The sequence below is a fragment of the Maribacter sedimenticola genome (genome assembly GCF_900188415.1).
GTDB classification, from domain to species: Bacteria; Bacteroidota; Bacteroidia; order Flavobacteriales; family Flavobacteriaceae; genus Maribacter; species Maribacter sedimenticola.
Genome location: NZ_FZNV01000003.1, coordinates 727,990 through 753,638 on the forward strand (window position 1 = coordinate 727,990; position 25,649 = coordinate 753,638).

22 protein-coding genes are annotated in these 25,649 nt (G+C 35.1%); 10 read left to right on the forward strand and 12 right to left on the reverse strand.

The genetic code is table 11. From position 1 onward, the window contains the following. The first annotated feature begins 12 nt into the window (after positions 1-12). Together rnpA and CHB68_RS12500 are read left to right on the forward strand one after the other, a co-directional pair. A complete protein-coding gene (gene rnpA, locus CHB68_RS12495) occupies positions 13-396 on the forward strand; it encodes a ribonuclease P protein component (RefSeq protein ID WP_089261206.1) in 384 nt (127 codons plus the stop codon). Next, positions 377-2,005, forward strand: coding sequence for a S41 family peptidase (locus CHB68_RS12500; protein WP_089261207.1), 1,629 nt, complete (start codon positions 377-379; stop codon positions 2,003-2,005). The genes rnpA and CHB68_RS12500 overlap by 20 nt, the downstream gene beginning before the upstream one ends. 14 nt (positions 2,006-2,019) lie before the next feature. Here the strand turns inward: CHB68_RS12500 and CHB68_RS12505 are convergent, their stop codons facing one another. Next, a complete protein-coding gene (locus CHB68_RS12505; RefSeq protein ID WP_089261208.1) occupies positions 2,020-2,877 on the reverse strand; it encodes a 3-keto-disaccharide hydrolase in 858 nt (285 codons plus the stop codon). 35 nt (positions 2,878-2,912) lie between these two features. Next, the gene (locus CHB68_RS12510) at positions 2,913-4,094 is read right to left on the reverse strand and encodes a C40 family peptidase (RefSeq protein ID WP_245838929.1); all 1,182 of its coding nucleotides are present in this window, start codon (positions 4,092-4,094) and stop codon (positions 2,913-2,915) included. Positions 4,095-4,148: 54 nt separating this feature from the next. On the opposite strand from CHB68_RS12510, the gene dcm reads away from it, so the two are divergent. The 3 genes from dcm (at position 4,149) to CHB68_RS12525 (ending at position 6,436) form a co-directional block, all read left to right on the forward strand. Continuing rightward, entirely contained in the window at positions 4,149-5,378 is a 1,230-nt protein-coding gene (gene dcm / locus CHB68_RS12515) for a DNA (cytosine-5-)-methyltransferase (protein WP_089261210.1), read from the forward strand. Next, complete coding sequence (locus CHB68_RS12520) at positions 5,375-5,983, forward strand: hypothetical protein (RefSeq protein ID WP_089261211.1); 609 nt, start codon at positions 5,375-5,377, stop codon at positions 5,981-5,983. The genes dcm and CHB68_RS12520 overlap by 4 nt, the downstream gene beginning before the upstream one ends. Positions 5,984-6,061: 78 nt before the next feature. After that, the gene (locus CHB68_RS12525; protein ID WP_089261212.1) at positions 6,062-6,436 is read left to right on the forward strand and encodes a hypothetical protein; all 375 of its coding nucleotides are present in this window, start codon (positions 6,062-6,064) and stop codon (positions 6,434-6,436) included. A gap of 49 nt (positions 6,437-6,485) precedes the next feature. On the opposite strand, the gene CHB68_RS12530 is transcribed toward CHB68_RS12525, so the two are convergent. Beyond that, positions 6,486-6,929 carry a GNAT family N-acetyltransferase gene (locus CHB68_RS12530; RefSeq protein ID WP_089261213.1) on the reverse strand — a complete coding sequence of 148 codons (444 nt, stop codon included), beginning with the start codon at positions 6,927-6,929 and terminating at the stop codon, positions 6,486-6,488. A gap of 101 nt (positions 6,930-7,030) precedes the next feature. Further along, the gene (locus tag CHB68_RS12535; RefSeq protein WP_089261276.1) at positions 7,031-7,459 is read right to left on the reverse strand and encodes an RpiB/LacA/LacB family sugar-phosphate isomerase; all 429 of its coding nucleotides are present in this window, start codon (positions 7,457-7,459) and stop codon (positions 7,031-7,033) included. 646 nt (positions 7,460-8,105) lie between these two features. Here CHB68_RS12535 and rnr point away from each other — a divergent pair. The 3 genes from rnr (at position 8,106) to CHB68_RS12550 (ending at position 11,748) form a co-directional block, all read left to right on the forward strand. Further along, on the forward strand, positions 8,106-10,301 hold the full coding sequence (rnr, locus tag CHB68_RS12540) for a ribonuclease R (protein ID WP_089261214.1): 2,196 nt from the start codon (positions 8,106-8,108) through the stop codon (positions 10,299-10,301). Positions 10,302-10,383: 82 nt separating this feature from the next. Further along, entirely contained in the window at positions 10,384-11,061 is a 678-nt protein-coding gene (locus CHB68_RS12545) for a head GIN domain-containing protein (RefSeq protein WP_089261215.1), read from the forward strand. Positions 11,062-11,067: 6 nt separating this feature from the next. Beyond that, positions 11,068-11,748 (forward strand): LysE family translocator, encoded by a 681-nt coding sequence (locus CHB68_RS12550; protein ID WP_089261216.1) that lies wholly within the window; start codon positions 11,068-11,070, stop codon positions 11,746-11,748. A 44-nt stretch (positions 11,749-11,792) separates the two neighbouring features. Here the strand turns inward: CHB68_RS12550 and CHB68_RS12555 are convergent, their stop codons facing one another. From CHB68_RS12555 to CHB68_RS12575, 5 genes are all read right to left on the reverse strand, one after another. Further along, a complete protein-coding gene (locus CHB68_RS12555; RefSeq protein ID WP_089261277.1) occupies positions 11,793-12,299 on the reverse strand; it encodes an OmpH family outer membrane protein in 507 nt (168 codons plus the stop codon). 240 nt (positions 12,300-12,539) lie between these two features. Further along, complete coding sequence (locus tag CHB68_RS12560) at positions 12,540-13,376, reverse strand: class I SAM-dependent methyltransferase (protein ID WP_089261217.1); 837 nt, start codon at positions 13,374-13,376, stop codon at positions 12,540-12,542. A gap of 58 nt (positions 13,377-13,434) precedes the next feature. Beyond that, positions 13,435-15,303, reverse strand: a complete 1,869-nt coding sequence (gene mnmG / locus CHB68_RS12565; protein WP_089261218.1) for a tRNA uridine-5-carboxymethylaminomethyl(34) synthesis enzyme MnmG — start codon at positions 15,301-15,303, stop codon at positions 13,435-13,437. Between the two features lie 4 nt (positions 15,304-15,307). Continuing rightward, a complete protein-coding gene (gene ybeY, locus CHB68_RS12570) occupies positions 15,308-15,727 on the reverse strand; it encodes an rRNA maturation RNase YbeY (RefSeq protein ID WP_089261219.1) in 420 nt (139 codons plus the stop codon). After that, positions 15,702-19,184, reverse strand: coding sequence for a DUF4175 family protein (locus CHB68_RS12575; RefSeq protein WP_089261220.1), 3,483 nt, complete (start codon positions 19,182-19,184; stop codon positions 15,702-15,704). Before CHB68_RS12575 ends, ybeY begins: the two co-directional genes overlap by 26 nt. Before the next feature lie 182 nt (positions 19,185-19,366). Between CHB68_RS12575 and gltX the strand changes: the two genes are divergently transcribed. After that, on the forward strand, positions 19,367-20,875 hold the full coding sequence (gltX, locus tag CHB68_RS12580) for a glutamate--tRNA ligase (protein WP_089261221.1): 1,509 nt from the start codon (positions 19,367-19,369) through the stop codon (positions 20,873-20,875). Here gltX and CHB68_RS12585 read toward each other — a convergent pair. From CHB68_RS12585 to CHB68_RS12595, 3 genes are all read right to left on the reverse strand, one after another. Beyond that, positions 20,872-21,303 carry an ACT domain-containing protein gene (locus CHB68_RS12585; protein WP_245838930.1) on the reverse strand — a complete coding sequence of 144 codons (432 nt, stop codon included), beginning with the start codon at positions 21,301-21,303 and terminating at the stop codon, positions 20,872-20,874. The genes gltX and CHB68_RS12585 overlap by 4 nt on opposite strands. Positions 21,304-21,552: 249 nt before the next feature. Then, on the reverse strand, positions 21,553-22,533 hold the full coding sequence (gene rlmF / locus CHB68_RS12590; RefSeq protein WP_089261222.1) for a 23S rRNA (adenine(1618)-N(6))-methyltransferase RlmF: 981 nt from the start codon (positions 22,531-22,533) through the stop codon (positions 21,553-21,555). 47 nt (positions 22,534-22,580) lie between these two features. Beyond that, entirely contained in the window at positions 22,581-23,147 is a 567-nt protein-coding gene (locus tag CHB68_RS12595; RefSeq protein ID WP_089261223.1) for a PepSY domain-containing protein, read from the reverse strand. Between the two features lie 251 nt (positions 23,148-23,398). Here CHB68_RS12595 and katG point away from each other — a divergent pair, with 251 nt between their 5' ends. Continuing rightward, positions 23,399-25,642 (forward strand): catalase/peroxidase HPI, encoded by a 2,244-nt coding sequence (gene katG / locus CHB68_RS12600; protein ID WP_089261224.1) that lies wholly within the window; start codon positions 23,399-23,401, stop codon positions 25,640-25,642. Positions 25,643-25,649 lie beyond the last annotated feature (7 nt).

Sequence of the window (25,649 nt, forward strand, 5' to 3'; positions counted from 1 at the left end):
TAATTTATATAAATGGACCAAACTTTCGGTAAAAAGGAAAAGCTTAAAAGTAAAGTGCTTATCACCAAACTGTTTGATGAGGGCAAGGGTATTTCCAGTTTTCCGTTAAAGTTGATTTATTTGCCCGTTACCAACCACTCCGTTTCTTTTAAAACTGGCGTTACCGTTTCTAAACGAAACTTTAAAAGTGCGGTAGATAGAAATAGGATTAAGCGTTTGCTTAGAGAGGCCTATAGGCGTAATAAAGCGCTGGTTTTTAACAATACGGAGGGTAACTATGCGTTTCTATTTTTATACCTTGGTAAGGAAATGCCATCCTTTGAGCAATTAGATCATAAAATGAAGCTCGTTTTAAATAAGTTTAAGCTACAGATCAATGAAAAAAATACTCAGTAAAAAAATACTTGTTCCCATTATTGCTGTTGCCTTTCTTTTTATAGGTAGTAGTTATAAAAGTGATTTTTTTGAAATAGCCAAGCAAATAGAAATTTTTACAACACTGTTCAAAGAATTGAACATGAACTATGTAGATGAGACCAACCCTGCAGAATTAATGGATACCGCCATTAAAAATATGCTGGAAGAGTTGGACCCCTATACCAAATTCCTAAATGAACAGGATGTTGAAACTTATAGAATAAACAATGCGGGGGAATATTCCGGTATTGGTGCCTTGGTACGTACCTACAAAGATAAATTGTTGATCATAGAGCCACATGAAGGTTATCCTGCGGATAAAGCCGGTTTAAAGGCCGGTGACGAGATAATACAGATCGGAGATGTCAAAGTGGCGGATTTTGAAGATAATGCAAGTGAGCTTTTAAAAGGGGCTAACGGGTCTTCTATTGACGTTACATATAAAAGACAAGGAGCTTTAAAAACGACCACCATTACACGAGAAGGAATAGAAGTAGATGCCGTTCCCTTCTTTAAACTTATCAATGACGAGACGGGTTATATTGTCCTATCAAAATTTAATGCAAAAGCAAGTGAACAGACCAAGGCCGCTTTGTTGGACTTAAAGGAAAAAGGGGCAAAAAAAATTATTTTGGACCTAAGGGACAATCCAGGCGGTTTACTTTCCGAAGCTATAAACGTAACCAATTTATTTGTTCCTAAAGGGGAACTGGTCGTGACCACAAAATCCAAGGTCAAAAAATTCAACAGGGAGTACCATACCAAAAACCAACCTGTTGACGAAAATATACCATTGGTGGTTTTGGTAAACGGCAGTAGTGCATCTGCAAGCGAAATTGTATCTGGAAGTCTCCAAGATTTGGATAGGGCCGTGGTCATGGGAGCACGTAGCTTTGGAAAAGGCTTGGTTCAGCGCCCATTAAAATTAACATACGGTACGCAACTTAAGGTTACCATCTCTAGATATTATACCGCATCCGGCCGTTGTATACAGGCACTTGACTATTGGAACAGGGATGAGGGCGGAAATGCAGTTAGAAATACACAGTTTAATGATTTCTTTACCAGAAACGGTAGAAAAGTACAGGATGGTGGAGGTATCTTACCTGATATTGAAATAGCTACGGTCAAAACCAATGACCTTACCATGGCCTTGCTTCAAAACAATGTAATTTTTGATTATGCCACTAATTTTCATTATCAGAACACGTTTGATAAGGTAACCGACTTTAAATTTACCGATGCTGATTTTAACGCGTTCAAGAACTATGTACAACAAAGTAACTTTTCTTTTGAAACAAAAGCGGAAATAGCCATCAAAAAAGCACTCTCAGGTGATGAAAACGATTTTTTAGGTACTGATGTCAAGGATAGTTACAAGACACTACTGGCCAATATTGAAAAGGGAAAAATCAACGCATTGGATAAATACCAAAGCGAAATTCAAAAAAACCTGGAAGACGAAATCGTTAAGCGCTATTTTTATAGGGATGGATTATATCAATATTACCTTAAAAACGATGATGCCATATTGGCCGCTACGGAATTATTGCAAAATACCTCCAAGTATACCAGTATATTAAAATAAATGCCTATTTAATTCTAATAGGCGCAAGATGCCGCATCGTCAATTACATAATAGTCCCTATAGTTTTTTGCTTTAGGGTCTGTACACCCCTTTAGATTCTTGATCTTGATCGACCTAAAATCTATTGGTTGACCTTCGCTCTGCAAAGCAATCAATCCTTCTTTTAAAGGTTTCCCATCTTGTTTTAAATTGGCATCAAACCCATTGACCACCCCGCCACCTATTTGTGGTTTAGTATATTGTAATACCGTCTTGCCATTAATGATATGGGTAATCAAAGAATCATGTAGTACTATCAGTTCAGCTGTTACCCATTCATCCCCATAATACGTATCAGAGGTAGAGTTTATACAGTGCCTAGGGTCTATTTTACCTTCATACACCACATCTGTGCCCGGAGAGCACATGTTACCTGTAGGACGCTCTTTACCCTCTTCTATACCCGCCAAAAACTGCATTTCTACGGAAATTGGCCAATCTTGTTCTTTTAGCATTGTTCTTGGGTCTTGGGAGTGGAACATAATACCACTGTTAAGCAACGTGTAATCCGGAGCACCTGGGTGTAATTCTCCCACAAATCTATATTGCAAGGTCAAATGAAAATCTGAAAAAGGTTTATCGTAATACAGGTGAGAAAACCGGTCGTTGAATTCCCCTTCATAACCATCGTATCTTACTTTAACCATACCGTCCTCGGCCCTAAAGGTATCCCCATAATTGTCCCCTACTTCATAATGGTGGATCTTGGTTGTCCATCCTTCAAGATCTTTACCATTGAACATGGTTTCCCAACCATCTGTACTTTGAGATTGTAAGGTGGTACATCCTATAGCCAACATCAATACGGAACATAAAAAATCTTTCTTTACCATTTATATTTTCATTTGTGCATTTGCTTTATACTATACTAATCTTTAAACTCTTTTAAATTCATTATTAAGGGGTCTTTTTCCTTAAGCAATCTTTTTGATCTTAGGTATCTACCAACATTATAGGCATCATAATTTTGGGCATTTTCATCTACACTGCTTACCCGTACCATATCCGATGAATGTATGAATTGTTGGTCTCCTATCCACATTCCTACGTGAACCACTTTTTCTGCAGTGGAATCCGTTGCCTTTTTTCCAAAGAACAATAAATCACCTTTCCTTAATGCATTAAAATTTGCCAAAGAATCTACAGAACTACCTGTATGCACTTGTTGAGAAGCATCTCTTGGAATAACCATCCCGTTCAAAAAATAAATTGTTTTTGTAAAACCGCTGCAATCTACTCCTTTAGTAGATGTACCTCCCCATAAATAAGGGACCCCCATTAGTGTTTTGGAAGTTTCTACCAGAGCTTCTTCCCCTACATTTAAATTTCGTAACCAAACATTATATTCCTGGGCTTGGGTCATAGGTACAAAAGCCGTTCTGCCATCAGGAAATTGAACTTTGTAATTCCCTGAATCCATTTCCAATAATTTAAGTAAACTACCGGCAACTAAATCAGATATCCGGTTTGTTCCGTTTACCGTATCAATAGCATGTGCATAAGTGTTGGTAACTATAATCTTGTTACTATTGGTCCATTGGGTTAAATCAGTTTCATTCAATAGAACGATACCACCAGCATCTACCCAGGCCAAATACTGGTCTGGTGTCTGTACCAAATACCAACTTCCTTCTTTTTTTAAAACCTTTACCGTTGTACCCATAATTGCTTGGGTAGCAAGCTCTGCTGAATGTTTGGGACTACTCCTTAAATTAGCTGCAGAAATATTGACCACGGCATGGTTGTAACCCTCTAAATCTATAGAAGGCAAACGTATTATCTCATCCTTAAAATCTATTCCTTTGGATTGGAGGATAGACCTTAAAGAATCTATTGCCTGTGGTTGGTTGCTCTCCCCTTTTAAAACTATCGTTTGTGAACCCTCCAAAACATCAATATCAAAAAGAGCGGTTCTTTTATCAGGTGCCGCATATTTTTTAAGAACAGCAATCTCCTGTTCAATCATTTCCTTTTCATTACCTGTATTACAGGACATTTGTACAGTAATCAAAATCAGTATAAATGCTTTAAGGAATTGTATTTTCTTCATACCCATTATATTTTGGTAGTATTTCCCTCGTGAATTTATGTAATTTTATCGCAAATGAAGAAACTTAAGGTTATAGAACTTTTTGCCGGTGTAGGCGGTTTTAGATTAGGACTGGAAGCGACCGGTAAATTTGAGGTGGTGTGGAGCAATCAATGGGAACCGAGTACTAAGAAACAACATGCGTCCTTGGTCTATGAAGCTAGATTCGGTAAAAAAAATCATAGTAATACAGATATATCAGAGGTACCAACACATAAAATTCCAGATGCAGATATTTTGGTAGGCGGTTTTCCTTGTCAGGATTATTCCGTTGCGACCACATTACAGAATTCCAAAGGTCTAATAGGTAAAAAAGGTGTGTTATGGTGGAGCATCCATAAAATATTATCGGAAAAAAAGAATCCCCCAAAATATCTTTTTCTTGAAAATGTAGATCGTTTATTAAAATCGCCATCTACACAACGTGGAAGAGATTTTGCCATAATGCTAAAAAGTCTGGATGATTTAGGTTACGCCGTGGAATGGAGAGTTATCAACGCTGCAGATTATGGAATGCCCCAAAGGCGCAGGCGTATTTTCTTTTTAGGATATCATAAATCTACATTGCGCTATAAAACGCTCAAAAAAGCGAGCGCATGGGATTGGATATTCAAATCTAGTACTATTGTAAATGCTTTTCCTATTACAAGTACTACCTCTAAAATAGATTCCTTTGAAATTACGGATGACCTTGTTTCACTTTCAGAAAATTTTAATATAGGAGAAAAATTATCGCCCTTTAAAAATACTGGTTACTTTGTAAACGGAACAGTTTATACGACAAAGACAACTCCTACCTATGAAGGTAAACGAACAGTATTGGGCGATGTTCTAGATGAAGAACCCGTAGCGGAAGAATTCTATATACCTAAAAATGATTATGCAAAATGGGAATACCTGAAAGGTGCAAAAAAAGAAGTGCGTACCGCCAAATCTGGTTTTATATATAACTATAGCGAAGGTAGTATGGTTTTTCCCGATGCATTGGACAATGCATCACGCACAATAATTACGGGTGAAGGAGGTAAAAGTCCGTCTAGATTTAAACATGTAATACAGACCAATAATGGTTTGCGTAGATTAACTCCAAAAGAAATTGAACGTTTAAACATGTTTCCTGAAAACCATACTGCACTAGATGGTATATCCAATACCAAACGTGTGTTTTTCATGGGAAATGCCTTGATAGTTGGTGTGGTCGAAAAAATTGGAGAATCACTTATAGAAAAAATTCATTTATCGTGAAAAGTACTTTTACATCTGATTTGAACAAAGAAAGAAAACTTTCAGTTCTATTGGATGTGTACTATACTAAATATTTGACCCAATACAACACTAAACGTATAGTTGATTATAAACAACAATTGGCCGGTATAGATGTTATCTTTACCCATAAAAAAACCAAGGCTGTCTATTATATAGATGAAAAAGCCCAGTTAGATTACGTTAATGATGACCTGCCTACATTTGCTTTTGAATTATCTTATTTCAAAAATAATTACCATAAAGAAGGATGGCTTTTTGATACAAGAAAAAAGACGGATTTTTATGCCTTGGTCACTGCAATATATGAGGATGAACCTTCTATTTACACAACATGTAAAATAACATTGGTAAATCGTAAAAAACTTTGCTCCTTTTTAGAAGCACGGAAAATTACCAAGACTTCTTTAGCATCCTATTTTAAAAATAGCAACGTTACTCAGGGTAAACTAATAATTAATGAACTTGACCACCGTACGGAAGGTTACCTTTATTTTTCTACGAACACCAAAGTTGAAAAACCAATAAACCTTATTCTAAGATTAGACTTTCTTATTGAAAACGGTTTGGCAAAACGATTGGTGTAAGCCATTAATATATCTTAACATATTGTTAATCAGTATATAAAATTTGTAATTCTCCTAAATTATGATATCTTATAAGGTATGGTAAAAGTAGAAAAGTCAGAAAACACGGAATTTTTAGAAAAATCTATACAACATTTAGAAGCCACAGGTTTTGAAAATATCAAGGCAGATATAGAGGGTTATGAAACTCCTAAATCATATTCGAGAAAAGGAAAAGATGATAATATTACACCTGATATCGTAGCTGTTAAAAATGGTAGAAAATATTATTTTGATATTAGTCTAAAATCGCACAGTACAAGATTATTAAAATCTAAATGGCTTTTTTTGGATACATTAAGTAGAATGAATTCCAATAGATTCAGAATAATAACTACCAGGGGGCATTACAAGTTTACGGATACAATGCTTGAAGATATTAACCTAAGTAATAAAACACCCATTAAAATTTAATAATAAAATTTATATCAACTAAAATGCCGCAATGTTGCGGCATTTTTTTTTAATTCATAATCATTTTAATATGAGGTATACCATCTTCTAAATATTCCTCGCCTACCTTTTTAAATCCTAAAGAAGAATAGAATTTTATCAGATAGGTCTGCGCAGATAATTGAATGGTATCTATATTAAAATGTTCCTGTACCCCCTTTATAGAACTTTCCATTATTTCCTTTCCATAACCAAAACGTCTATATCGTTTATCTACAGCTACCCTGCCAATACTAGCTTCCTTAAAATAATCTCCAGGTCCAAATATTCTAGTATAGGCCACTATAATGTTGTCCCGAATACCAATAACATGAAGTGCTTTTTTATCTTTATCATCCAAATCTTGATATACACAGTTTTGTTCCACTACAAATATCTCACTCCTTAATTTCAAAAGTTCATAAAGTTCAGATGTGTTCAGTTCATTGAACTTTTTAATGTGGATATGAAGCATATATAGGACTACTAACGGGTTGTGTTTATATCTTTAGAGATTAACTGTTTATATTTCAGTTATTTATATAATAACAAACAAGGTTATGAACATAATAATTTCTATACCGGTATCTTTTCAACCCTACGTTCATGTCTACCCCCACTAAAAGAAGTAGCTAAAAAAGTCCTCACCATTTCCAAAGCTTGGGGCAAGGAAATATAGCGGGCCGGTAAACTTAATATATTGGCATCGTTATGTTCCCTGGCCAATTGGGTAATCTCTTTGTTCCAACATAGGGCAGCTCTTACATTTTGCTGTTTATTTGCTGTCATACAGGCCCCATTGCCGCTTCCACAAATAATGATTCCCATATCTACATTACCTTTTTCCACATCATAGGCTACAGGATGTGCATGATCAGGGTAATCCACACTGTCCGTACCGTCCGTACCGTGGTTAATAACTTCAATCTGCATTGATTTCAATAAACCAATTATAGCTAATTTGTATTCCGTTCCCGCGTGGTCATTACCAATAGCTACTTTCATAAGCGTATTCATTATAGGTTAATAAGTTCATAGATAATATCCTCAGGGGAAAGATAAAACCTTGCTAAAGGTACGATAATCAGCTATTGACAACAAAATTTAAGTACTACACAACATTTATTACTAACTTAAATTTAATCGTTGTTAATTACTTCGTTATAAGCAAGATTAGTACATGCATAAATTGTTTAAAAAAAAATGCTCAAAAACTTGCATTTAAGATTTGATAGCTGCTTACACTTTAATTATAAATAAGACGAAATAAATTTTTAGAAAGTGTTAGTGGATTTTCACCAAAAATAAGCTTCACGTTAACATAAAATTTACATTTAGTTATTAAAAAATTCATGTTAATAGTAGTTATAAACGTTTACTCATAACTTCCCAAAATTCTGATTTCCAATTATATTTAAAATGGATAGCATGTCAACAACTTTTGGTATGTCATAAAATCAAGAAAATTATCGATAAGTTATACCAGTTATGAACAAGCTATAATAACCATTAATATTTAATTTAATTTAAAAGAAAAACTGTCTATTATATTATAATTGTTGATAACAGTAAAGTTCTTTATCCTTTCAATAAGAGTTGGTTTATTGGTAGTGGATTATAATTCGTAATTTTCCAACAAATAAAAAGATGAATGTCGAAAAGAAATAAGAAGGCGAAGAACCATAGGACCAATGAAATTACCAAAGGTATTTTTACTGTTCTTGAAAATGAACCGAACAAAAGCTTTAATTACAAGCAAATAGCTGCAAAGATAAATGTTACCGATGCCCAAGATAGAAATACCCTTATAAAAAGATTAACCCAATTAAAGGAAAAAAAGCGTATTCAAGAGGTTGATCGTGGGCAATATAAGGTATTGGAAAATTCAAAAAGTGTACATGAAGGTACCGTAGATGTTACCGGAAAGGGTAATGCATATATTATTGTAGAAGGTATGGACGATGATATTTTCATACCTGCTCATAAATTAAACAAAGCCTTTCATAAGGATAAGGTTGAAGTATATATCTATCCTAAAAAGAAAAGTAAAAAACTTGAAGGAGAGGTTGTTAAGATTTTAGAACGTTTTAAAACAACCTTTGTTGGCATAGTGGATATGCAAAAGACCTTTGCTTTTGTAAGACCTTCTGATTTTAGAATGTATACGGATATATTTGTATCCAAAGATAAATTGGGTGGTGCCAGTGATGGTGAGAAAGTATTAGTTGAAATTACGGATTGGCCAGATGATGTAGATTCACCTTTTGGCAAGGTAACGGAAGTTTTAGGTGTACCTGGAGAACATGATACTGAAATTCATTCCATACTTGCAGAATATGGTCTTCCCTATTCTTTTCCTCCAGAAGTTCAGCATTTTGCAGATCAACTGGATACTTCCATTAAAAGAGAGGAAATTTTAAAACGTAAGGATTTAAGGGATGTTTTGACATTTACGATTGATCCCAAGGATGCCAAGGATTTTGATGATGCCCTTTCCTTTAAAAAATTGGAAAATGGTAATTTTGAAATAGGAATACATATAGCAGATGTGTCCCATTATCTTGAAAAAGATACCATACTGGATGAAGAAGCATATAATAGGGCTACCTCTGTATATTTAGTAGACCGTGTTGTTCCTATGTTACCTGAAGTATTATCCAATAATGCGTGCTCGCTGCGGCCAAATGAAGAAAAGTATACTTTTTCGGCAATTTTTGAATTGGATGATAAGGCTGTTTTAAGAAATCAGTGGTTTGGTAGAACGGTAATCAATTCCAATGAACGTTTTGCTTATGAAGAGGCACAGTATATAATAGAAAATGGAAATGGTGCCATTCCAAAAGAGGTTTCTATAAGGGAAAATGGTGCCTACAAAGTTTCTGATGAGGTTGTAGAGGCTACATTGACCATGGACCGTTTAGCTAAAATAATGCGTGAAAAGCGTATGGATAAAGGGGCTCTGTCTTTTGATAAGGTAGAAGTTCGTTTTAACCTAGACGAAAATAGCAATCCGGTTGGGGTATATTTCAAGGAATCTAAAGATGCCAACAAACTAATAGAAGAGTTTATGCTCTTGGCCAATAGAAAAGTGGCAGAATTTATAGGTAAGCAAAAACCTAAAAAGACTTTTGTATATAGGGTTCATGATGATCCGGATCCGGATAAATTAATGGCTTTAAACGGTATTGTATCTAAATTTGGTCATAAACTGGATTTTAAGGATAAAAAATCCATTAGTTCTTCATTAAATCAACTTTTACAGGATGTAAAGGGTAAAAAGGAACAAAATATGGTAGATACCTTGACTATACGTAGTATGAGCAAAGCTATATATACCATAGATAATATTGGTCATTATGGTTTGGCTTTTGATTATTATACCCATTTTACTTCACCAATACGTAGGTATCCAGATGTTATGGTGCATAGATTGTTACAACATTATCTAGATGGTGGTAAATCTGTTAAGGATGAGGAATATCAAAAGAAATGTAAACATTCTTCAGATATGGAATACTTAGCTTCAAGTGCAGAGCGAGATTCTATAAAGTACATGCAGATCAAATTTATGCAAGATCATAAGGATGAAGAATTTAGGGGCGTCATCAGTGGTGTTACCGAATGGGGTATCTATGTGGAAATCATTGCAAATAAATGTGAGGGCATGATAAGAATCAGGGACATAAAAGGAGATTATTTTATCTTTGATGAAAAGCAATATGCCATTATTGGAGAAAGAACTAAAAGAAAATATCAATTAGGTGATGAAGTTACTGTAATGGTAAAAAGTACCGATTTAATTAAAAGGCACCTTGATTTTGCTTTGATTCCCGATGAACAGAAATAATTTGGAACGAATTTTGGTATAAGGTCGCTGAATAAGGGAATTTTTTTTACAAATCCCTATTAAACAAGTTTATACGTAAAGAATGAAACAAATAGCAATTATAGTGTTTCTCTTTGGTTGTATTTTGGTAAATGGCCAGGATAATAAAGTAACCCAGAATCTTGATGCTTTTAAAGAAATTAAGGGTTTTGATGGGTTATCTATCAATCTGATAAAATCAAATGAAAACAAAGCGGTTATTACTGGTGAGAATACATCCAGTGTGGCTATTGTTAATAATAATGGTGTTCTAAAGATTAGAATGCAAATAGGTAAAATTTTTAGTGGTTATAAAACGTTCATAGATGTTTATTATTCCAACCCTTTGGTAGTAATAGATGTTAATGAGGATGCTAGAATTATTACTGAAGATATCATACAGCAAGATGTTCTTGAACTCAAGGCCCAAGAGGGCGGTGAACTTATTGTTCAGGCAGAGGTAGAACAAATGTTGATAAAGTCCGTTTCTGGTGGTATTATAAAAACATCAGGAAATGCCAATCTACAAGATGTGCAAATAAATACAGGTGGTGTTTATGAAGGAAAAAATTTTGAAACCAATTTTTCTACCATTAATGTAAATGCAGGTTCTAGGGCAGAAATTAATGCAAGGGACTATGTAAAGGCTACCGTTAAGGCCGGTGGTGAGGTACTTGTATTTGGCAATCCTAAGAAATTGGAGGAAAAAACCGTTTTTGGTGGAACTATAAAAAGAATGTAAACTTACATGTTAGAAGATATCCAGGCTGCAATTCCTTTAGGCTTTTTTCTAAGCTTTATGGTAGGCCCTGTTTTCTTTGTTTTATTACAGACTAGTGCGGTAAAAGGATTTAGGGCTGCAATAACCTTTGATTTAGGTGTTCTTTTGGCCGATGTTTTATTTATAATACTTGCTTACTTTAGTAGTTTTCAGCTTCTTGAAAATTTAAGTAACCAACCGGGTCTATACGTTTTTGGCGGTGTTATTTTATTGATATATGGTGTATTTACTTTTTTTAAAGTGGGTAATATTACCTTACCGGATGAGTCTAAACGTATTAGAAAATCTGATTTTCTCGGATTGTTTATTAAAGGTTTTCTTTTAAATTTTATCAATATAGGTGTTCTGGTATTTTGGCTAGGTATCATCATAATAGTTGGACCTAATTTGGATAACCAACCTAATAGGTTCATAACTTTTTTTGCTACCGTATTGTTGTCTTATTTTGTAACGGATATTTTTAAAATATTACTTGCCAAGCAGTTAAAGAGAAAACTTACGGTAAATCGTATTAAATGGATAAAGAAGATAATTGGGATTATATTGATAATATGTGGTATAGTTTTGATTGTAAAAGGATTTTTACCTAAAAACCAATTTGATATAGAAAAGAGGTTGGAAAATCTGGAATATAGTATAGTAGAATAAAAAAAGCCGGTAGAATTACCGGCTTTCTTAAATATTTTGGAAGATTACTTCTTGTATTTATCGTTTAATATTTTAACAATTTCATCGGTTAAATCATTAGCTTCCGTACCATAAAGAACACTTCCACCATCTCCGCCACCTAATATATAGGAATAACCATTGGCTTTACCATAAGCCTTTATTTCTTTTTTTACGGAAGATACAATACTATCCATTTCAGTTTGTCCTTCTATTTGAAGTTGTTGATCTTGTTGCTGTAATTGTTGACCTATCATTTGGCCTTTTTGCTGCATTGCTGCATATTCTTCTTGGGCCTTGCTTTGAGACATAGATTGTGCCTTAGTTTGAAAGGCTTGTGCTTCCATTTGGAAAGCCTGTGAAATACTATCTCTTCTTTTAGCAAGTACATCTGCCCTTTCTTTAAATTTAGCTTCAACATCGATTTTTTGTTGATACTCGTCCATCAATTTAACATTATCGACATATCCTATTTTTTCTTGCTGGCAAGATGCCAATAATACAATTGCCAATAATACAATTACGTTTTTCATTTTTTTCATTTTTAGATGTTGCAAAAGTAGTAAAGCTTTTTAGATTGGTAATTGTATATTAAATAGATATCTACTAGAAATTTAGTAATTATTGATATTAGTTATTATAAATTATTTTAATATAAGTAATACTGATAATATTTTACGTTATATAATGTATTTTAATGGGTTTTTTATAATTAGCTATATAAATACCTACTTTATTAATAAATATTCGTTTAAATAGCTTTAAAATGGATTTTATACTCTTTGTAGGGTATAAATTAATGAAGAATACTCTCCTGTGCGCCTAGCTTCTAAATTTGATTGCCATCCTCTGTACATAGCATTAAAATAATTAATTTTTCCATTTTTATATTTTTCGGATAAAATGGATACGTAATAGGAGTCAAAATACATAGGGGTGATTTTTTTAATGTTCAACCCTTTTTTGTTAAAAAGTATTTTTATGGAGTTTTTAGAAAAATGCCATAGATGTCTGGGAACATCAAAAGCGGCCCAATGATGTTTGTAATACTTTGCATCATAGGATTTATAATTTGGTACAGCTATGATTAAGGTACCTCCTACTTCAAGCAAATTATCTAGCTTTTCTATCTGTTCCTCTAAATTAGGAAGATGTTCTAGTACATGCCATAAGGTAATAACGTTGTATTTTTTATCACCTAAATGTTCTATGGATTTTAAAATTTCTAGTTCTTTACTTTGAGCTTTTTCTCTAGCAATAGGATTAATTTCAATTCCGGTCGTTGTCCAGTTTTTTCTTTTGGCTTCATTTAGAAAATCTCCTGTTCCTGTACCAATATCCAATAACGTTTGTGATTCATTTTGGTATTGTGAGATGAATTTAATTTTTTTATTTAGTGTGTATTTTTTTACAATAAAATAGATTTTATCTAAAAATAGTTTTGATTCATCTTTATGTGAAATGTAAGATTCTTCTTTATAATATTTTGAAATATCTTTAGGTTGAGGCGTTGTTATAAGCATATCTAAAGAGGGTTCGTATTCTAATATAAACGATTCTTTACTTATAGAATAGTCCTTCGTTTTAATATAAACCTTTTTTTCGGACATAAAATTGCTGTTGTTTATTTTCAAATTTTAATCAATGTTCCACGTGGAACAATTTCCCCTACCGGCCTAAGAAAACCAAAAGTACACTGATGTCGCTTGGAGTAACTCCACTAATTCTTGATGCTTGCGAAATTGTTACCGGTTTAATTTTGGATAATTTTTCGCGCGCTTCAAAGGATAATGATTTTAATTTGGTGTAGTCAAAATTATCTGGAATTTTAACAGCTTCCAGTCTATGCAATTTATCAGCATTAACTTTTTCCTTTGCTATATATCCAGAATATTTTATTTGTATTTCTGCTTGTTCCAGCACCTCGTTATCTAAATTATGAGTGGTAATGTAGTCAGATACTATGGGTAATGTTTTCATGTGGTCCATAGTAACATTTGGTCTGGAAAAAGGTTTGTACATTTTATCGGATTGTTTCACAGGTGCTGAATCTACTTCTTTTAAAATGGGATTTATATCCTTTGGCAATACACTGGTTTCCTTAAAGAAATTTACTAAAGCTTCGGATTTATTAAGTTTTTCTTCCATTCGTTTCATCCTATCTTCATCAGCTAATCCTATAGCATAACTTAAAGGAGTGAGACGTAAGTCTGCATTGTCCTGTCTTAATAATGTTCTATATTCTGCTCTAGATGTAAACATTCTATACGGCTCTTCAGTCCCTTTTGTAATTAGGTCATCGATTAAAACTCCAATGTAGGCCTCATCTCTTTTTAATATTAATGGGGATTGTTCATTATTTTTTAGATGTGCATTTATACCGGCCATTAATCCTTGGGATGCAGCTTCCTCATATCCTGTTGTTCCGTTTATTTGTCCTGCGAAATAAAGATTTTCTACCAATTTAGTTTCTAACGTGTGTCTTAATTGAGTTGGTGGAAAATAATCATATTCAATAGCATAACCAGGTCTAAAAAATTTCACATTTTCAAACCCTACCACAGAACGCAATGCTTTAAATTGTACGTCTTCCGGTAGTGAAGTTGAAAACCCATTAACATAAACTTCTACCGTTTTCCATCCTTCGGGTTCAACAAACATTTGATGGCTATCCTTATCTGCAAATCGATTTATTTTATCTTCTATGGAAGGACAATATCTAGGTCCTAAACTTTTTATTCTACCATTGAACATTGGGGAACGGTCAAATCCTTCCCGTAACAGATCATGTACCAAAGCACTTGTATGTGTCATGTGGCAATCTCTTTGGTGTTGTAGTACTTGTGTATTTGTATACGAAAATTTTTCTGGTTGCGCATCACCTGGTTGAACAGACATTTTTGAATAATCTAACGACCTGCCATCTACTCGTGGTGGTGTACCAGTTTTCATCCTACCACTTTCAAACCCTAATTCTACCAATTGCTCTGTTATACCGGTAGCGGCTTTTTCTCCAGCCCTACCTCCACCAAATTGCTTTTCACCAATATGTATTAATCCGTTTAAAAAGGTACCGTTCGTTAAAATAACAGATTTAGATTTTATTTCAATACCTAAAGAAGTTTTGACTCCGGCTATCTTACCGTTTTCAACTAATAGTCCGGATACCATTTCTTGGTAAAAATCAACATTTGGTGTCCCTTCTAGCATTAGTCTCCACTCTTCTGCAAATAGCATTCTATCATTTTGGGTTCTTGGACTCCACATTGCTGGTCCCTTGGATTTGTTGAGCATTTTAAATTGTATGGCAGATTTATCGGAAACAATTCCGCTATATCCACCTAATGCGTCAATTTCCCTAACAATTTGACCTTTTGCAATACCACCCATAGCGGGGTTACAGGACATTTGTCCAATATTTTGCAAATTCATGGTGACCAAAAGAGTTTTTGACCCCATGTTGGCGGCTGCGGCTGCAGCTTCTGCGCCGGCATGACCACCTCCTACTACGATTACATCATATTTTTCTCCAAACATATCTTTATTGTTCCACGTGGAACAGCTTTATTTTTTCGTCTTCTTTAAAACGCATCTCTGTTTTTGCCGAATGCGTTTTATCTGAATAACCCATTAAGTGTAAAACACCATGTACCATTACACGCTTTAATTCATTATCAAAAGTAACATTAAACTCGTTCGCATTATCCTTTATACGATCTATGGAAATATATAGGTCGCCAAATAAGGTTTTTCCTTCCACATAATCAAACGTAATTATATCCGTAAGGTAATCGTGCTGAAGGTAGTCTTGATTAATTTTTAAAAGATAATCATCATCACAAAAAATATAGTTCAGCTCTCCTATTGAAAATCCTTCGCTAATACAAACGTTAAACAACCAATTAGAAAATAATTCTTCTGTGTTTAAATGAAAATCAGTTAGATAATTGAAGTTTATCATGGGCTTTGAAGTACTCTTTTACCTTTGTTCTAAAATTTTGGCGCAAAGGTAAGCTTTGCCTATTTAAAATTTCTACTTCATTGCGATAATTATCTAATAATGAGGGTTTAGTAGTAATAGGATTCGTGAAGTTTTTTAGGTTTGTATTACTTTCCCGTTCAGATTTTTTTCCTTGTTTTAACGCAGCATTTTCTAACTTAAGTAACTCATATTGAATGTTATTTGCTTTGTTGATAGTGCGTTGTGTAATTCCGTTTTCCAATAAATCATTCTCAAAATCTTCCATTTGGCGTACTAATTTTTCTCCTAATTTCTGGTCACCACCGTTAATCATGTTTTTAAGTTGATCTTCTAAAGCTTGCCTTATTTTTTGCTGACTTTGATAGATTTCAAAAAGTTCTTTCATCTCTTCCTCGCTCATTTGATCTTGAGCGTTTCCAGAAGTGGAATTTCCATTACCATTTTGACCATTTTGTCCCCCCTGGCCATTTTGTCCACCTTGTCCATCTTTGCCTTTTCCTTGTTTGCTATTTTTACCGGAACCTTCTTCACCTTTATCACCCTGTTCCCCTCCTTGTCCATCTTTGCCTTTTTCTCCGGATTTTCCTTTGTTCCCTTCCCCGCTCTTTCCATTTTTACCCTCTCCTTCAGCTCCTTTTTGACCATTCATTTTCTGACCAATATTTTCTTGACCTTCTATAATATCGGGTAGTTGAAATTCATTTTCACTATTTCCGGTCCCTTTTCCCATTTGCATGTTTTGCTGCATATTGTCCATTACTTCTGCAAGAAAATCTGCTAGACTGTTTGCGGCTGTAAGAACATATTTTTGATGTGATATACCTTGGTAAACCTGACCATCTGCCAATGTTTGTAGAGATTTGTCAATATTATAATATACTTCTGTAATCTGTTCATTTACAAATTCAGATAATTCTGCCTGTCTTAAGGAAAGCGCAAAAAGACTATCGTCTACATGTTCAAATAGTCCTTTTAATTCATTTTGGTCCTTTACGGTTTTAGAGTATTGATTGGCATCATAATCTTTTTGGGCGCTTAACCGATCATAAAGGTTTTCTTGCTTAAAAGAAAAAATAATTAAATTATCCAATATCTGACGTAACATTTCTGCATCTTCAGATAAGGAAGAACCACCCCCTCCACCTGCAGATGAAGACGACAAATCTTCACTCATTTCTTTCATTTTATCTGATGCGGATTTTTGTTTTTCCGCTGCTGGATTTTTCTCAGATTGGTTTATATCTTGTTCTTTTTGTAGTTCTTTTAAAGCATCATCTTGGTCTTTTTGAATACCATCTTTTTTGCTTTTTTCTATTTTTAAATCAATTGGTTTTTTTAATGCCTCATTGTCCTTTTCCAAATCATCTAACTCTGCTTCGATGGCATCAAATTTTTTGTTCAATTTATCTTGTGATTCAACTTTGTTTTTGTCGTTTACTTCCGTGGATAGTTTTTCCTGTTCTTTGGCCAAATCCTCAAGGTCTTTAGCTAATTGCGCTGCTTTTTCGGTAACATAATACCTCTTTGTCAGTTCTAACAATTGTTCCAGACTGCGCTCACTGTTTTGTTGATTTTTAGCTAGTTCCTCCAACTTCTTTTTTAACTCCTCCTTGTTGATTTTATCAGCTATCTTATTTAGTTCTTCCAATAATTTTTCGTTCTTTTTTGCTTCTAGTTCTTGCCGTTCCAAACGTTCTTGTAACAATTGGTTTAATTTGTTATCTTGGTTACTTTTTTTAAGATTTTCTTTCAACTCTTTGCTGAACTTTTGCATTTGTTGTTCTTGTCTTTCTTGCTTTTTCAGAAAATCCTTTATTTCGTTTTGATCACTAAAATTGAGACTGTTTTTTTCTTTTTGGTTTTGGTTGAGTTCTTCCAAAGATTCTTTTTGCTCTTTTGCGCGTTGTAAGGTTTTATCCAAGTCCTTAATCAATGTTTGTTGTGATTCCAAATCCTTATTTCTTAATTCATCATCATCTAATAAAGTTTGTTGAAAAACCTGTGTTTTAGCAGATTTACCTGCATGTATGGCATCATTGTCCGTAACTTGAAAATAGTAACTATAATCTTTACCCGCATCAAGGTTTAAACCGGAGGGAAACGTATAATAAAATTGTTCAAAATTGTTTTTGGGTCTACTCAATTCCAGTGTTTGTGATTCTTTTTCATTTGCAGTTTCGTAGTAGACCAAAGTAATATTGTCCAATCCATAATCATCTGATGCATTTCCTGTAAAATAGGACACGTTCAGGTTTAAGGAGTCAAGGATTTGGGTTACCTCTATTGTAGGATAACCATCTTTTATAACGGTTAGTGCATAGGACAACTCTTCATAATCACTTACATTTTCGTTACTGGTAGTTAATTGATATTTTAGATTGTTATAAATTCTTTTATTGATATTAAATAGTTCTTCATTATTTTGTAAGACTAATGATGTATCACTAGTAATCAAATTAATCTTCTCGGTATTTTTTGCGTTAATTTTCCATGAAACCTCGGTACCTTCTGGAATTACAGCGTTTCCCGTTCCTTTTATTGTTTCATTTTTTTTACCTAAGTATGTAGGGTAGTTCAACTGTAAACTAAAATCCAATATATACGGTGTGTCCAAAGAAGTTAAGTTGTAGGTAGCTGATGTAACATTGTTCGCCGTTAAATGAAACGATGTGTTTTTTAAGGGAGGTTTAAAGGTATGCGTGTAAAATCCGTTTTCATATGGTAACAAAACCTCTTTCCCTTCAATATTTATAAATACATTTTCTGGTTTAATAGATCCTTTGGTCGTTACATGAACAGTTAATGAGCGGTCCTCCAATACATTTAGATTTTTGTTCATTAATTCAAAATGAAATGGAGCAGGCTTTTCAAACGCTAACTGATAATTCACTACCCTATCATAAGTACCAAAAAATGAATTCCAATTTCCGGATATGTAGACTACTGCCAAAATACAAAGTGGTATAATGGCATATTTACTATAACCAAAAGCTTCTTTATAGTCTATAGCATTTGTAAAGGGAACCGGGTTCAATTGTTTGGAGCGTTGGGCAATGCTGGCTAATAATAATTCTGATTGTTGTTTGTCATCTGCAAGTTCTATCAAATTGGTTAGTTTGTCGCCAACTTCAGGAAAGTGCTTTCCAATAAGAACCGCAGCATCTTTTGGTCCTATTCCTTTTTTAATTCGAAAAAGGTAAAATATGGGGGTTAAGATATATTTGAACAGTAAAATTGATTCTACCAACAAAAAAATACCGAACAGAATAAACCTTCCTGTGGTATTGAGCCAAAAGAAATATTCTACACCTATAATGAGTAGAAAAAACAGTAATCCAAAGGCAATGAACAGCAACAAACCTTTGAGTAGAATCTTTGAATAATGTTTTTTTATAAACTGGTTTAGCTTATCTAATATGTATTTATAATCTTGCAATGGTTCTTTTTTATACCAAGATAACGGTTATACCCTATGTTTGTTGGGAATAAATTGTTAAAACCCATGAGACAACCAGTTTTGAATATTTATTTTAGGTTTTGTCCAAAATTGGGAATATGATTTTGTTTAGCAAATAAAATACATGGGGTTATGTATCTTTGCACCCTTAATATCAAATTATGTCTTCTAAAGTTCGCGTTCGTTTTGCTCCCAGCCCTACTGGCCCCTTACACATAGGTGGTGTTCGTACGGCCTTGTTCAATTACCTTTTTGCCAAAAAACATGTAGGCACATTTATTTTGCGAATAGAGGATACGGACCAGAATAGATACGTAGAAGGTGCGGAACAATATATTATCGATGCCCTTAATTGGTGTGGTATTCCTTTTGATGAAGGAATAGGAAAAGACGGAGGTTTTGGACCTTATAGACAAAGTGAACGTAAATCACTTTATAAGGAATACGCACAAAAACTGATAGATAACGGTAAGGCATATTATGCTTTTGATACGGCCGAAAAATTGGATTTCCACAGAAAGGACCATGAACAAAAAGGAAAAACTTTTATCTATAATTGGCATAACCGTTTAAAACTGGACAACTCCCTTTCATTAATGCCAGAGGAGGTTCAGCAGCGTTTGGATAATGGAGAGGATTATGTTATTCGATTTTTAACGCCACCCGATGAAAAATTACACTTAAAGGACATTATTCGTGGTGATATTGAAATTGATACGAATATTCTTGATGATAAAGTTTTATTTAAAAGTGATGGAATGCCAACCTATCATCTGGCCAACATAGTGGATGACCATTTAATGGAAATAAGCCATGTTATACGTGGTGAGGAATGGTTGCCATCCTTGGCCTTGCACCAACAACTATATGATGCATTTGGGTGGCAAGCTCCTAATTTTGCGCACCTACCTTTAATTATGAAACCGGTTGGCAAAGGTAAATTGAGCAAAAGGGATGGTGAAAAAATGGGTTTCCCTGTCTTTCCATTATCATGGCAAGAGTCAGAAGGGTATAAGGAAGCCGGGTATTTTCCAGAAGCCGTAATTAATTTCTTGGCTTTATTAGGTTGGAATCCAGGAACAGAACAAGAGATTTTTACTTTATCGGACCTGGTGGAAACATTTAGTTTAGAACGCGTTAACAAAAGTGGTGCTCGTTTTGACCCAGAAAAAACCAAATGGTACAATCAATATTATTTACAAAAGAGTAATAATGAGGATTTGGCTAAACTGTATTTTCCTACGGTGGATAAATATGCGGATGACGCCAACAGAAAAGAATTGGGCTATATCACCAAAGTCATTTCCTTAATCAAGGAAAGGGCCGTATTTGTATCGGATTTTTGGGAGCTGAGCGATTACTTCTTTATTGCACCATCTACCTACAATGAAAAGGCCGTAAAGAAACAATGGAAAGAAGATACCGCCGACATCATGAATCAATTGATTACGGTTCTCGAATCCATTTCCAATTTTGATTCGGAAAATACGGAACAGTTGGTCAAGGATTGGATCACGGAAACCGAGCTTTCTTTCGGTAAGGTTATGCCCCCGTTACGCCTTTTTTTAGTGGGCGACATGAAGGGCCCCCATATTTTCGACATTATGGAACTACTAGGAAAACAAGAAAGTATTTCTAGAATTCAAATGGCGTTAAGTAAATTGGGTTAATCCGTTCTTAAGAACCATCCGGTATAGTGGTTATAAATGTTCGGTAATTTTTTCCAAAACATCCATCGCCAAACGTGTTTTGTTTTCCGGAACAAAAAGATGATCATGATAGAAGGCCGCAACAACGTTACAGCTAATATTATTTTGGTCAAAGCCCCAGCTATCGCGGCGGTTAAGCCAATAGCCTCTAATGAGGAATGTACGTTTAAAGTTATCCAAGAAGATACAAAGGCATATTCCAATTCGAGTTCTTCTGCTTTTTCTTTAGAAATGATATGGGTTACCCCTTCAAACTCCTTAAATTCAAATATAATATGGGATCGGTCTACATCAAGAGGTGCTTTAGTAGTGATGAAAACATAGGTTCCAGGATTTAATTTTGGATGTAAATCTTTTAATAAGGAATTTAAATCTTTTTCTCCGGCCATACGAACGCTTTTAAGAGGGTGTTTAAAGAATTTGCCCGCCCTAACGCTTAAGGAAAATAAAATCGCCCAAAACGATATGTACGGGTCAAATAAGCCTTAAAAAGGCTATAGATAAATCATATGGGTTTGCACATCATTTCCCTTTTTAAGAATAAGTAGCATGGCCTTATATGATAAAATTATTTTTTAAACTTCCGGGTACTCAAAGTCTTTCGGCAATCTATAAAAATTAATAATAAGAATGATAACTTAATTATCCGTCTTATTTATCCATCGGTTCGCTGCCCAAGATTGCTGTTCTTGTGCAGTTAAAAAGGTCCAAGCCACTATTCTACTTTGTTTGTTTCCTTGTCCCATTGGTATTGTACGGTGTTCAACAGCCCCAATTTCCTCTAAACGGTTATAAAATGTTCTAAGATTGGATTGCTTTGACACCAATGTAGTGAACCAAGCACATTGTTTTGCAAAGTATTTGCTTTCATTGATCATATTAAGAATAAACTTCCTTTCTCCGCCGTCCGTCCACAGCTCACCACCTTGACCTCCAAAATTTAGTTCGGGTTTTTTTATTCGCTTCTTTTTAAGATTGCTTAATTTTCGCAATGTGCCGGCTTCTGCCTCTTTTTGGTTTGCATGAAAAGGGGGATTACAGATGGAAAAATCAATTTTCTCATCTGTATCCACTACTTCTTTAAAAATTTGCCCGGGATGAGTTTGGAGCCTAAGTTCTACCTTATCTTGTAAAGTTGAATTTTTCGTGACGATAAGCACCGCCGAATCTATCTTCTTTTGGTCAATATCCGTTCCAACAAACGACCATCCGTAAACGGCATTTCCAATTATTGGATATATACAATTGGCCCCAACTCCTATGTCCAGGCCTTTTATGTGTTTACCTACAGGAATGACCCCTTTGTTTGTGGAAGCCAATAAATCGGCTAAATGATGTATATAATCGGCCCTACCGGGAATGGGCGGACAAAGAAAACCATTTGGTATATCCCAATATTCTATTCCATAATGAACTTTGACCAATGCCGTGTTCAATGCTTTTACTGCCGTAGAATTAAAAAAATCTATAGACTGCTTTCCGTATTTGTTTTTTATTATAAATTCTTTGAGGTTTGGGGACGAATCACAAAGTGCCTTTAGGTCATACCTACCCTTGTGTTTATTTCGCGGGTGTAATACAGGTGGTTTCTCCTCGTTCTTTTTAGTGGATTTTTGCATAGGTATAAGGCTGCGTAATTACATACAAAGCCAATGTTTTAAGATAATTAATTGTTTCGGCGCATTCGTTTGGGGCCGTACCATAACCAAAATCCTGTGATTGTAAAAATCAATAAAGCAACGCCCATAATAGATGTATACAGTACTTTCAAGGGGTTGTTACTAGTTCCTAGATATTGGTCCAGTATAGATCCATCATGGATTCTTTCAATAAGATCAGAATAACGTTTTTCCGTATGTAAGAGTTTACCTGTAGTGCCATCTAGTTGAAGGCCCCAAATATGATCGGTATACGTGAATTTGACCATTCCCTTGTCTTTTCTAATATCTATTCTATCAATTTCCGTAGATAAATTAGGCGATACATTGTCCATTAAATAGGTGTTTGCTAAAACCTGAAGACTATCAAGTGGCAACCAATCTGCTAAATCTGTGGATGTTCCTTGGTAAGATTTTGAAAGTATTAGCCCACCGCTATGTTTTTTCCAACCCAATAAAAGGCCGGTAATCGATATAAAAAAGAAAAAAATAAAAAGTGCCGCCCCTGTAGCCCTATGTATCTTTCTAAACCTACGTAACCATTTGGCCTGCTTTTGCCTCTTTTTTACTGCCATTCAATTTTTCAACTTAAATTGGTGTCTACGCCTTGTTGCGCAAGATAGCTAGTTTTGTAAAAGGACACTATATAAGGTATTGTTAAAAGATGGATGCCAGATAAAATGAATCATATTGGATTAAAGTAAGGATTGTATTGAGATAAAAAATATTGCATAGTTTTTATCTATTGAAATACTAAACTTCATAAATAAAATATTGATAAATTTACTTTCGATAGATATGGACAACTTTAAAAATCAATTATATCATGAGTAGTACTAATGGAAAAGGCGAAGCTTGGGACACGAATGAATCATCTGCTGCCGATTGCCCGTTTTTGAACGGCCAATTGAACCAAGCTGCAGGTGGCGGCACCAGCAATAGAGACTGGTGGCCAAATATGCTGAATTTAAACATCCTAAGACTGCATTCTAAAAAGGCAGATCCAATGGATGACGACTTTAATTATGCTGAAGAGTTTAAGACATTAGATCTTGCAGAGGTTAAAAAGGACATTGCAGATTTAATGACCAAGAGTCAAGATTGGTGGCCTGCGGATTATGGCCATTATGGACCATTCTTTATCCGTATGGCCTGGCACAGTGCTGGTACTTACCGTATTGCAGATGGTAGGGGCGGCGCTAGTTCTGGAAATCAACGATTTGCACCATTGAACAGCTGGCCGGACAATGCTAATCTAGATAAGGCAAGACTTTTGTTATGGCCTATTAAACAGAAATATGGTAGAAAATTATCTTGGGCGGATCTTATGATATTGACCGGAAATGTGGCTCATGAAAGTATGGGATTACCAATGTTCGGTTTTGCGGGAGGACGTGAGGATATCTGGCAGCCGGAAGAAGATATTTACTGGGGCTCTGAAACGGAATGGTTAGGAAATAAATCTCGATACGACGAGGGCGGAAACGAATTGGAAAATCCGCTTGGTGCTGCACATATGGGTTTAATTTATGTTAATCCAGAAGGGCACAATGCAAACCCTGATCCTTTGGAGGCAGCGCACTATATAAGACAAACGTTCAAAAGAATGGCAATGAACGATTATGAGACCGTTGCCTTGATTGCAGGAGGGCACTCTTTTGGTAAAACACATGGTGCTGCCAGTCCGGACGACTATATTGAGGTTGAACCAGCAGCTGCAGATATAACCGCCCAAGGCTTAGGATGGAAAAACAACTATAATTCTGGTGTAGGTGCAGATACAATTACAAGTGGATTAGAAGGGGCATGGACCCAAACACCCACTAAATGGAGCCATAAGTATTTTGAAAACTTATTTGGATTTGAATGGGAACTTACTAAAAGTCCTGCAGGGGCTTGGCAGTTTAAGCCTGTTGGTGATGCCGGCGCAGGAACGGTGCCAGATGCCCATATTGAAGGGAAAACACACCAGCCGTTTATGTTGGTGACGGATATGTCTCTAAGAATGGATCCGGATTATGAAAAAATATCCAGACACTTTTTGGAAAATCCAAAAGAATTTGAAGATGCGTATGCTCGTGCTTGGTTTAAGTTGACCCACCGTGATATGGGACCTAAGGAAAGGTATTTAGGACCTGAAGTGCCACAAGAGGAACTATTATGGCAAGACCCAGTGCCATCTGTTGATTTTGAATTGATAAATGATAGCGATATCGCAGAATTGAAAAAAAGTATTTTATCTTCTGGACTTTCAACTTCAGAATTGGTAGCTACTGCTTGGGCGTCCGCTTCTACTTACAGGGATTCTGATAAACGTGGAGGGGCCAATGGAGGTAGAATCCGTTTGGCACCGCAAAAGGATTGGAAAGTTAATAATCCCGCGCAATTGACAAAAGTTGTTCAGACCTTGGAGAGAATACAAAAAGAATTCAACGATAAGCAGTCTGGCAACAAAAAAGTATCATTTGCCGATTTAGTTGTTTTGGCAGGTACTGCAGCAGTTGAAAATGCCGCCCGTTTGGCAGGTTTTGAAACAGAAGTGGAATTCGCTCCGGGCCGTACCGATGCGACACAGGAAATGACCGACGTAGAAGCTTTTGAAGCGCTAGAGCCAATTGCCGACGGATTCAGAAACTTTACGAAACAAAAATATTCTGTTAATGCTGAAGAACTTTTGGTGGATAGAGCCAACTTACTAACATTGACCGCTCCAGAGATGACCGTTCTTGTTGGTGGATTGCGTGTGTTGGGAACTAATTATGACGGTTCTAACCATGGTGTGTTTACTAATAATCCAGGGGTATTGACCAATGATTTTTTTGTTAATTTATTGGATATGGGCACTACATGGAAAGCCACTACAGAGGATGACACGATATTTGAAGGAAGTGACCGCAAGACCGGTAACGTAAAATGGACCGCCACAAGGGCAGATCTTATTTTCGGTTCAAATTCTGAATTACGTGCTCTTGCAGAGGTTTATGGAACAGAAGATGCAAAACAAAAATTTGTACGAGATTTCACAAGAACTTGGACCAAGATTATGAACTTGGATCGTTTTGATATTTAATACAATA

Excerpts from the sequence above, each read along its gene's own strand:
- rnpA (WP_089261206.1), top strand. The coding sequence starts at position 13 with ATGGACCAAACTTTCGGTAAAAAGGAAAAGCTTAAAAGTAAAGTGCTT.
- CHB68_RS12500 (WP_089261207.1), top strand. The coding sequence starts at position 377 with ATGAAAAAAATACTCAGTAAAAAAATACTTGTTCCCATTATTGCTGTT.
- CHB68_RS12505 (WP_089261208.1), bottom strand. The coding sequence starts at position 2,877 with ATGGTAAAGAAAGATTTTTTATGTTCCGTATTGATGTTGGCTATAGGA.
- CHB68_RS12510 (WP_245838929.1), bottom strand. The coding sequence starts at position 4,094 with ATGAAGAAAATACAATTCCTTAAAGCATTTATACTGATTTTGATTACT.
- dcm (WP_089261210.1), top strand. The coding sequence starts at position 4,149 with ATGAAGAAACTTAAGGTTATAGAACTTTTTGCCGGTGTAGGCGGTTTT.
- CHB68_RS12525 (WP_089261212.1), top strand. The coding sequence starts at position 6,062 with ATGGTAAAAGTAGAAAAGTCAGAAAACACGGAATTTTTAGAAAAATCT.
- CHB68_RS12530 (WP_089261213.1), bottom strand. The coding sequence starts at position 6,929 with ATGCTTCATATCCACATTAAAAAGTTCAATGAACTGAACACATCTGAA.
- CHB68_RS12535 (WP_089261276.1), bottom strand. The coding sequence starts at position 7,459 with ATGAAAGTAGCTATTGGTAATGACCACGCGGGAACGGAATACAAATTA.
- rnr (WP_089261214.1), top strand. The coding sequence starts at position 8,106 with ATGTCGAAAAGAAATAAGAAGGCGAAGAACCATAGGACCAATGAAATT.
- CHB68_RS12545 (WP_089261215.1), top strand. The coding sequence starts at position 10,384 with ATGAAACAAATAGCAATTATAGTGTTTCTCTTTGGTTGTATTTTGGTA.
- CHB68_RS12550 (WP_089261216.1), top strand. The coding sequence starts at position 11,068 with ATGTTAGAAGATATCCAGGCTGCAATTCCTTTAGGCTTTTTTCTAAGC.
- CHB68_RS12555 (WP_089261277.1), bottom strand. The coding sequence starts at position 12,299 with ATGAAAAACGTAATTGTATTATTGGCAATTGTATTATTGGCATCTTGC.
- CHB68_RS12560 (WP_089261217.1), bottom strand. The coding sequence starts at position 13,376 with ATGTCCGAAAAAAAGGTTTATATTAAAACGAAGGACTATTCTATAAGT.
- mnmG (WP_089261218.1), bottom strand. The coding sequence starts at position 15,303 with ATGTTTGGAGAAAAATATGATGTAATCGTAGTAGGAGGTGGTCATGCC.
- ybeY (WP_089261219.1), bottom strand. The coding sequence starts at position 15,727 with ATGATAAACTTCAATTATCTAACTGATTTTCATTTAAACACAGAAGAA.
- gltX (WP_089261221.1), top strand. The coding sequence starts at position 19,367 with ATGTCTTCTAAAGTTCGCGTTCGTTTTGCTCCCAGCCCTACTGGCCCC.
- CHB68_RS12585 (WP_245838930.1), bottom strand. The coding sequence starts at position 21,303 with ATGGCCGGAGAAAAAGATTTAAATTCCTTATTAAAAGATTTACATCCA.
- rlmF (WP_089261222.1), bottom strand. The coding sequence starts at position 22,533 with ATGCAAAAATCCACTAAAAAGAACGAGGAGAAACCACCTGTATTACAC.
- CHB68_RS12595 (WP_089261223.1), bottom strand. The coding sequence starts at position 23,147 with ATGGCAGTAAAAAAGAGGCAAAAGCAGGCCAAATGGTTACGTAGGTTT.
- katG (WP_089261224.1), top strand. The coding sequence starts at position 23,399 with ATGAGTAGTACTAATGGAAAAGGCGAAGCTTGGGACACGAATGAATCA.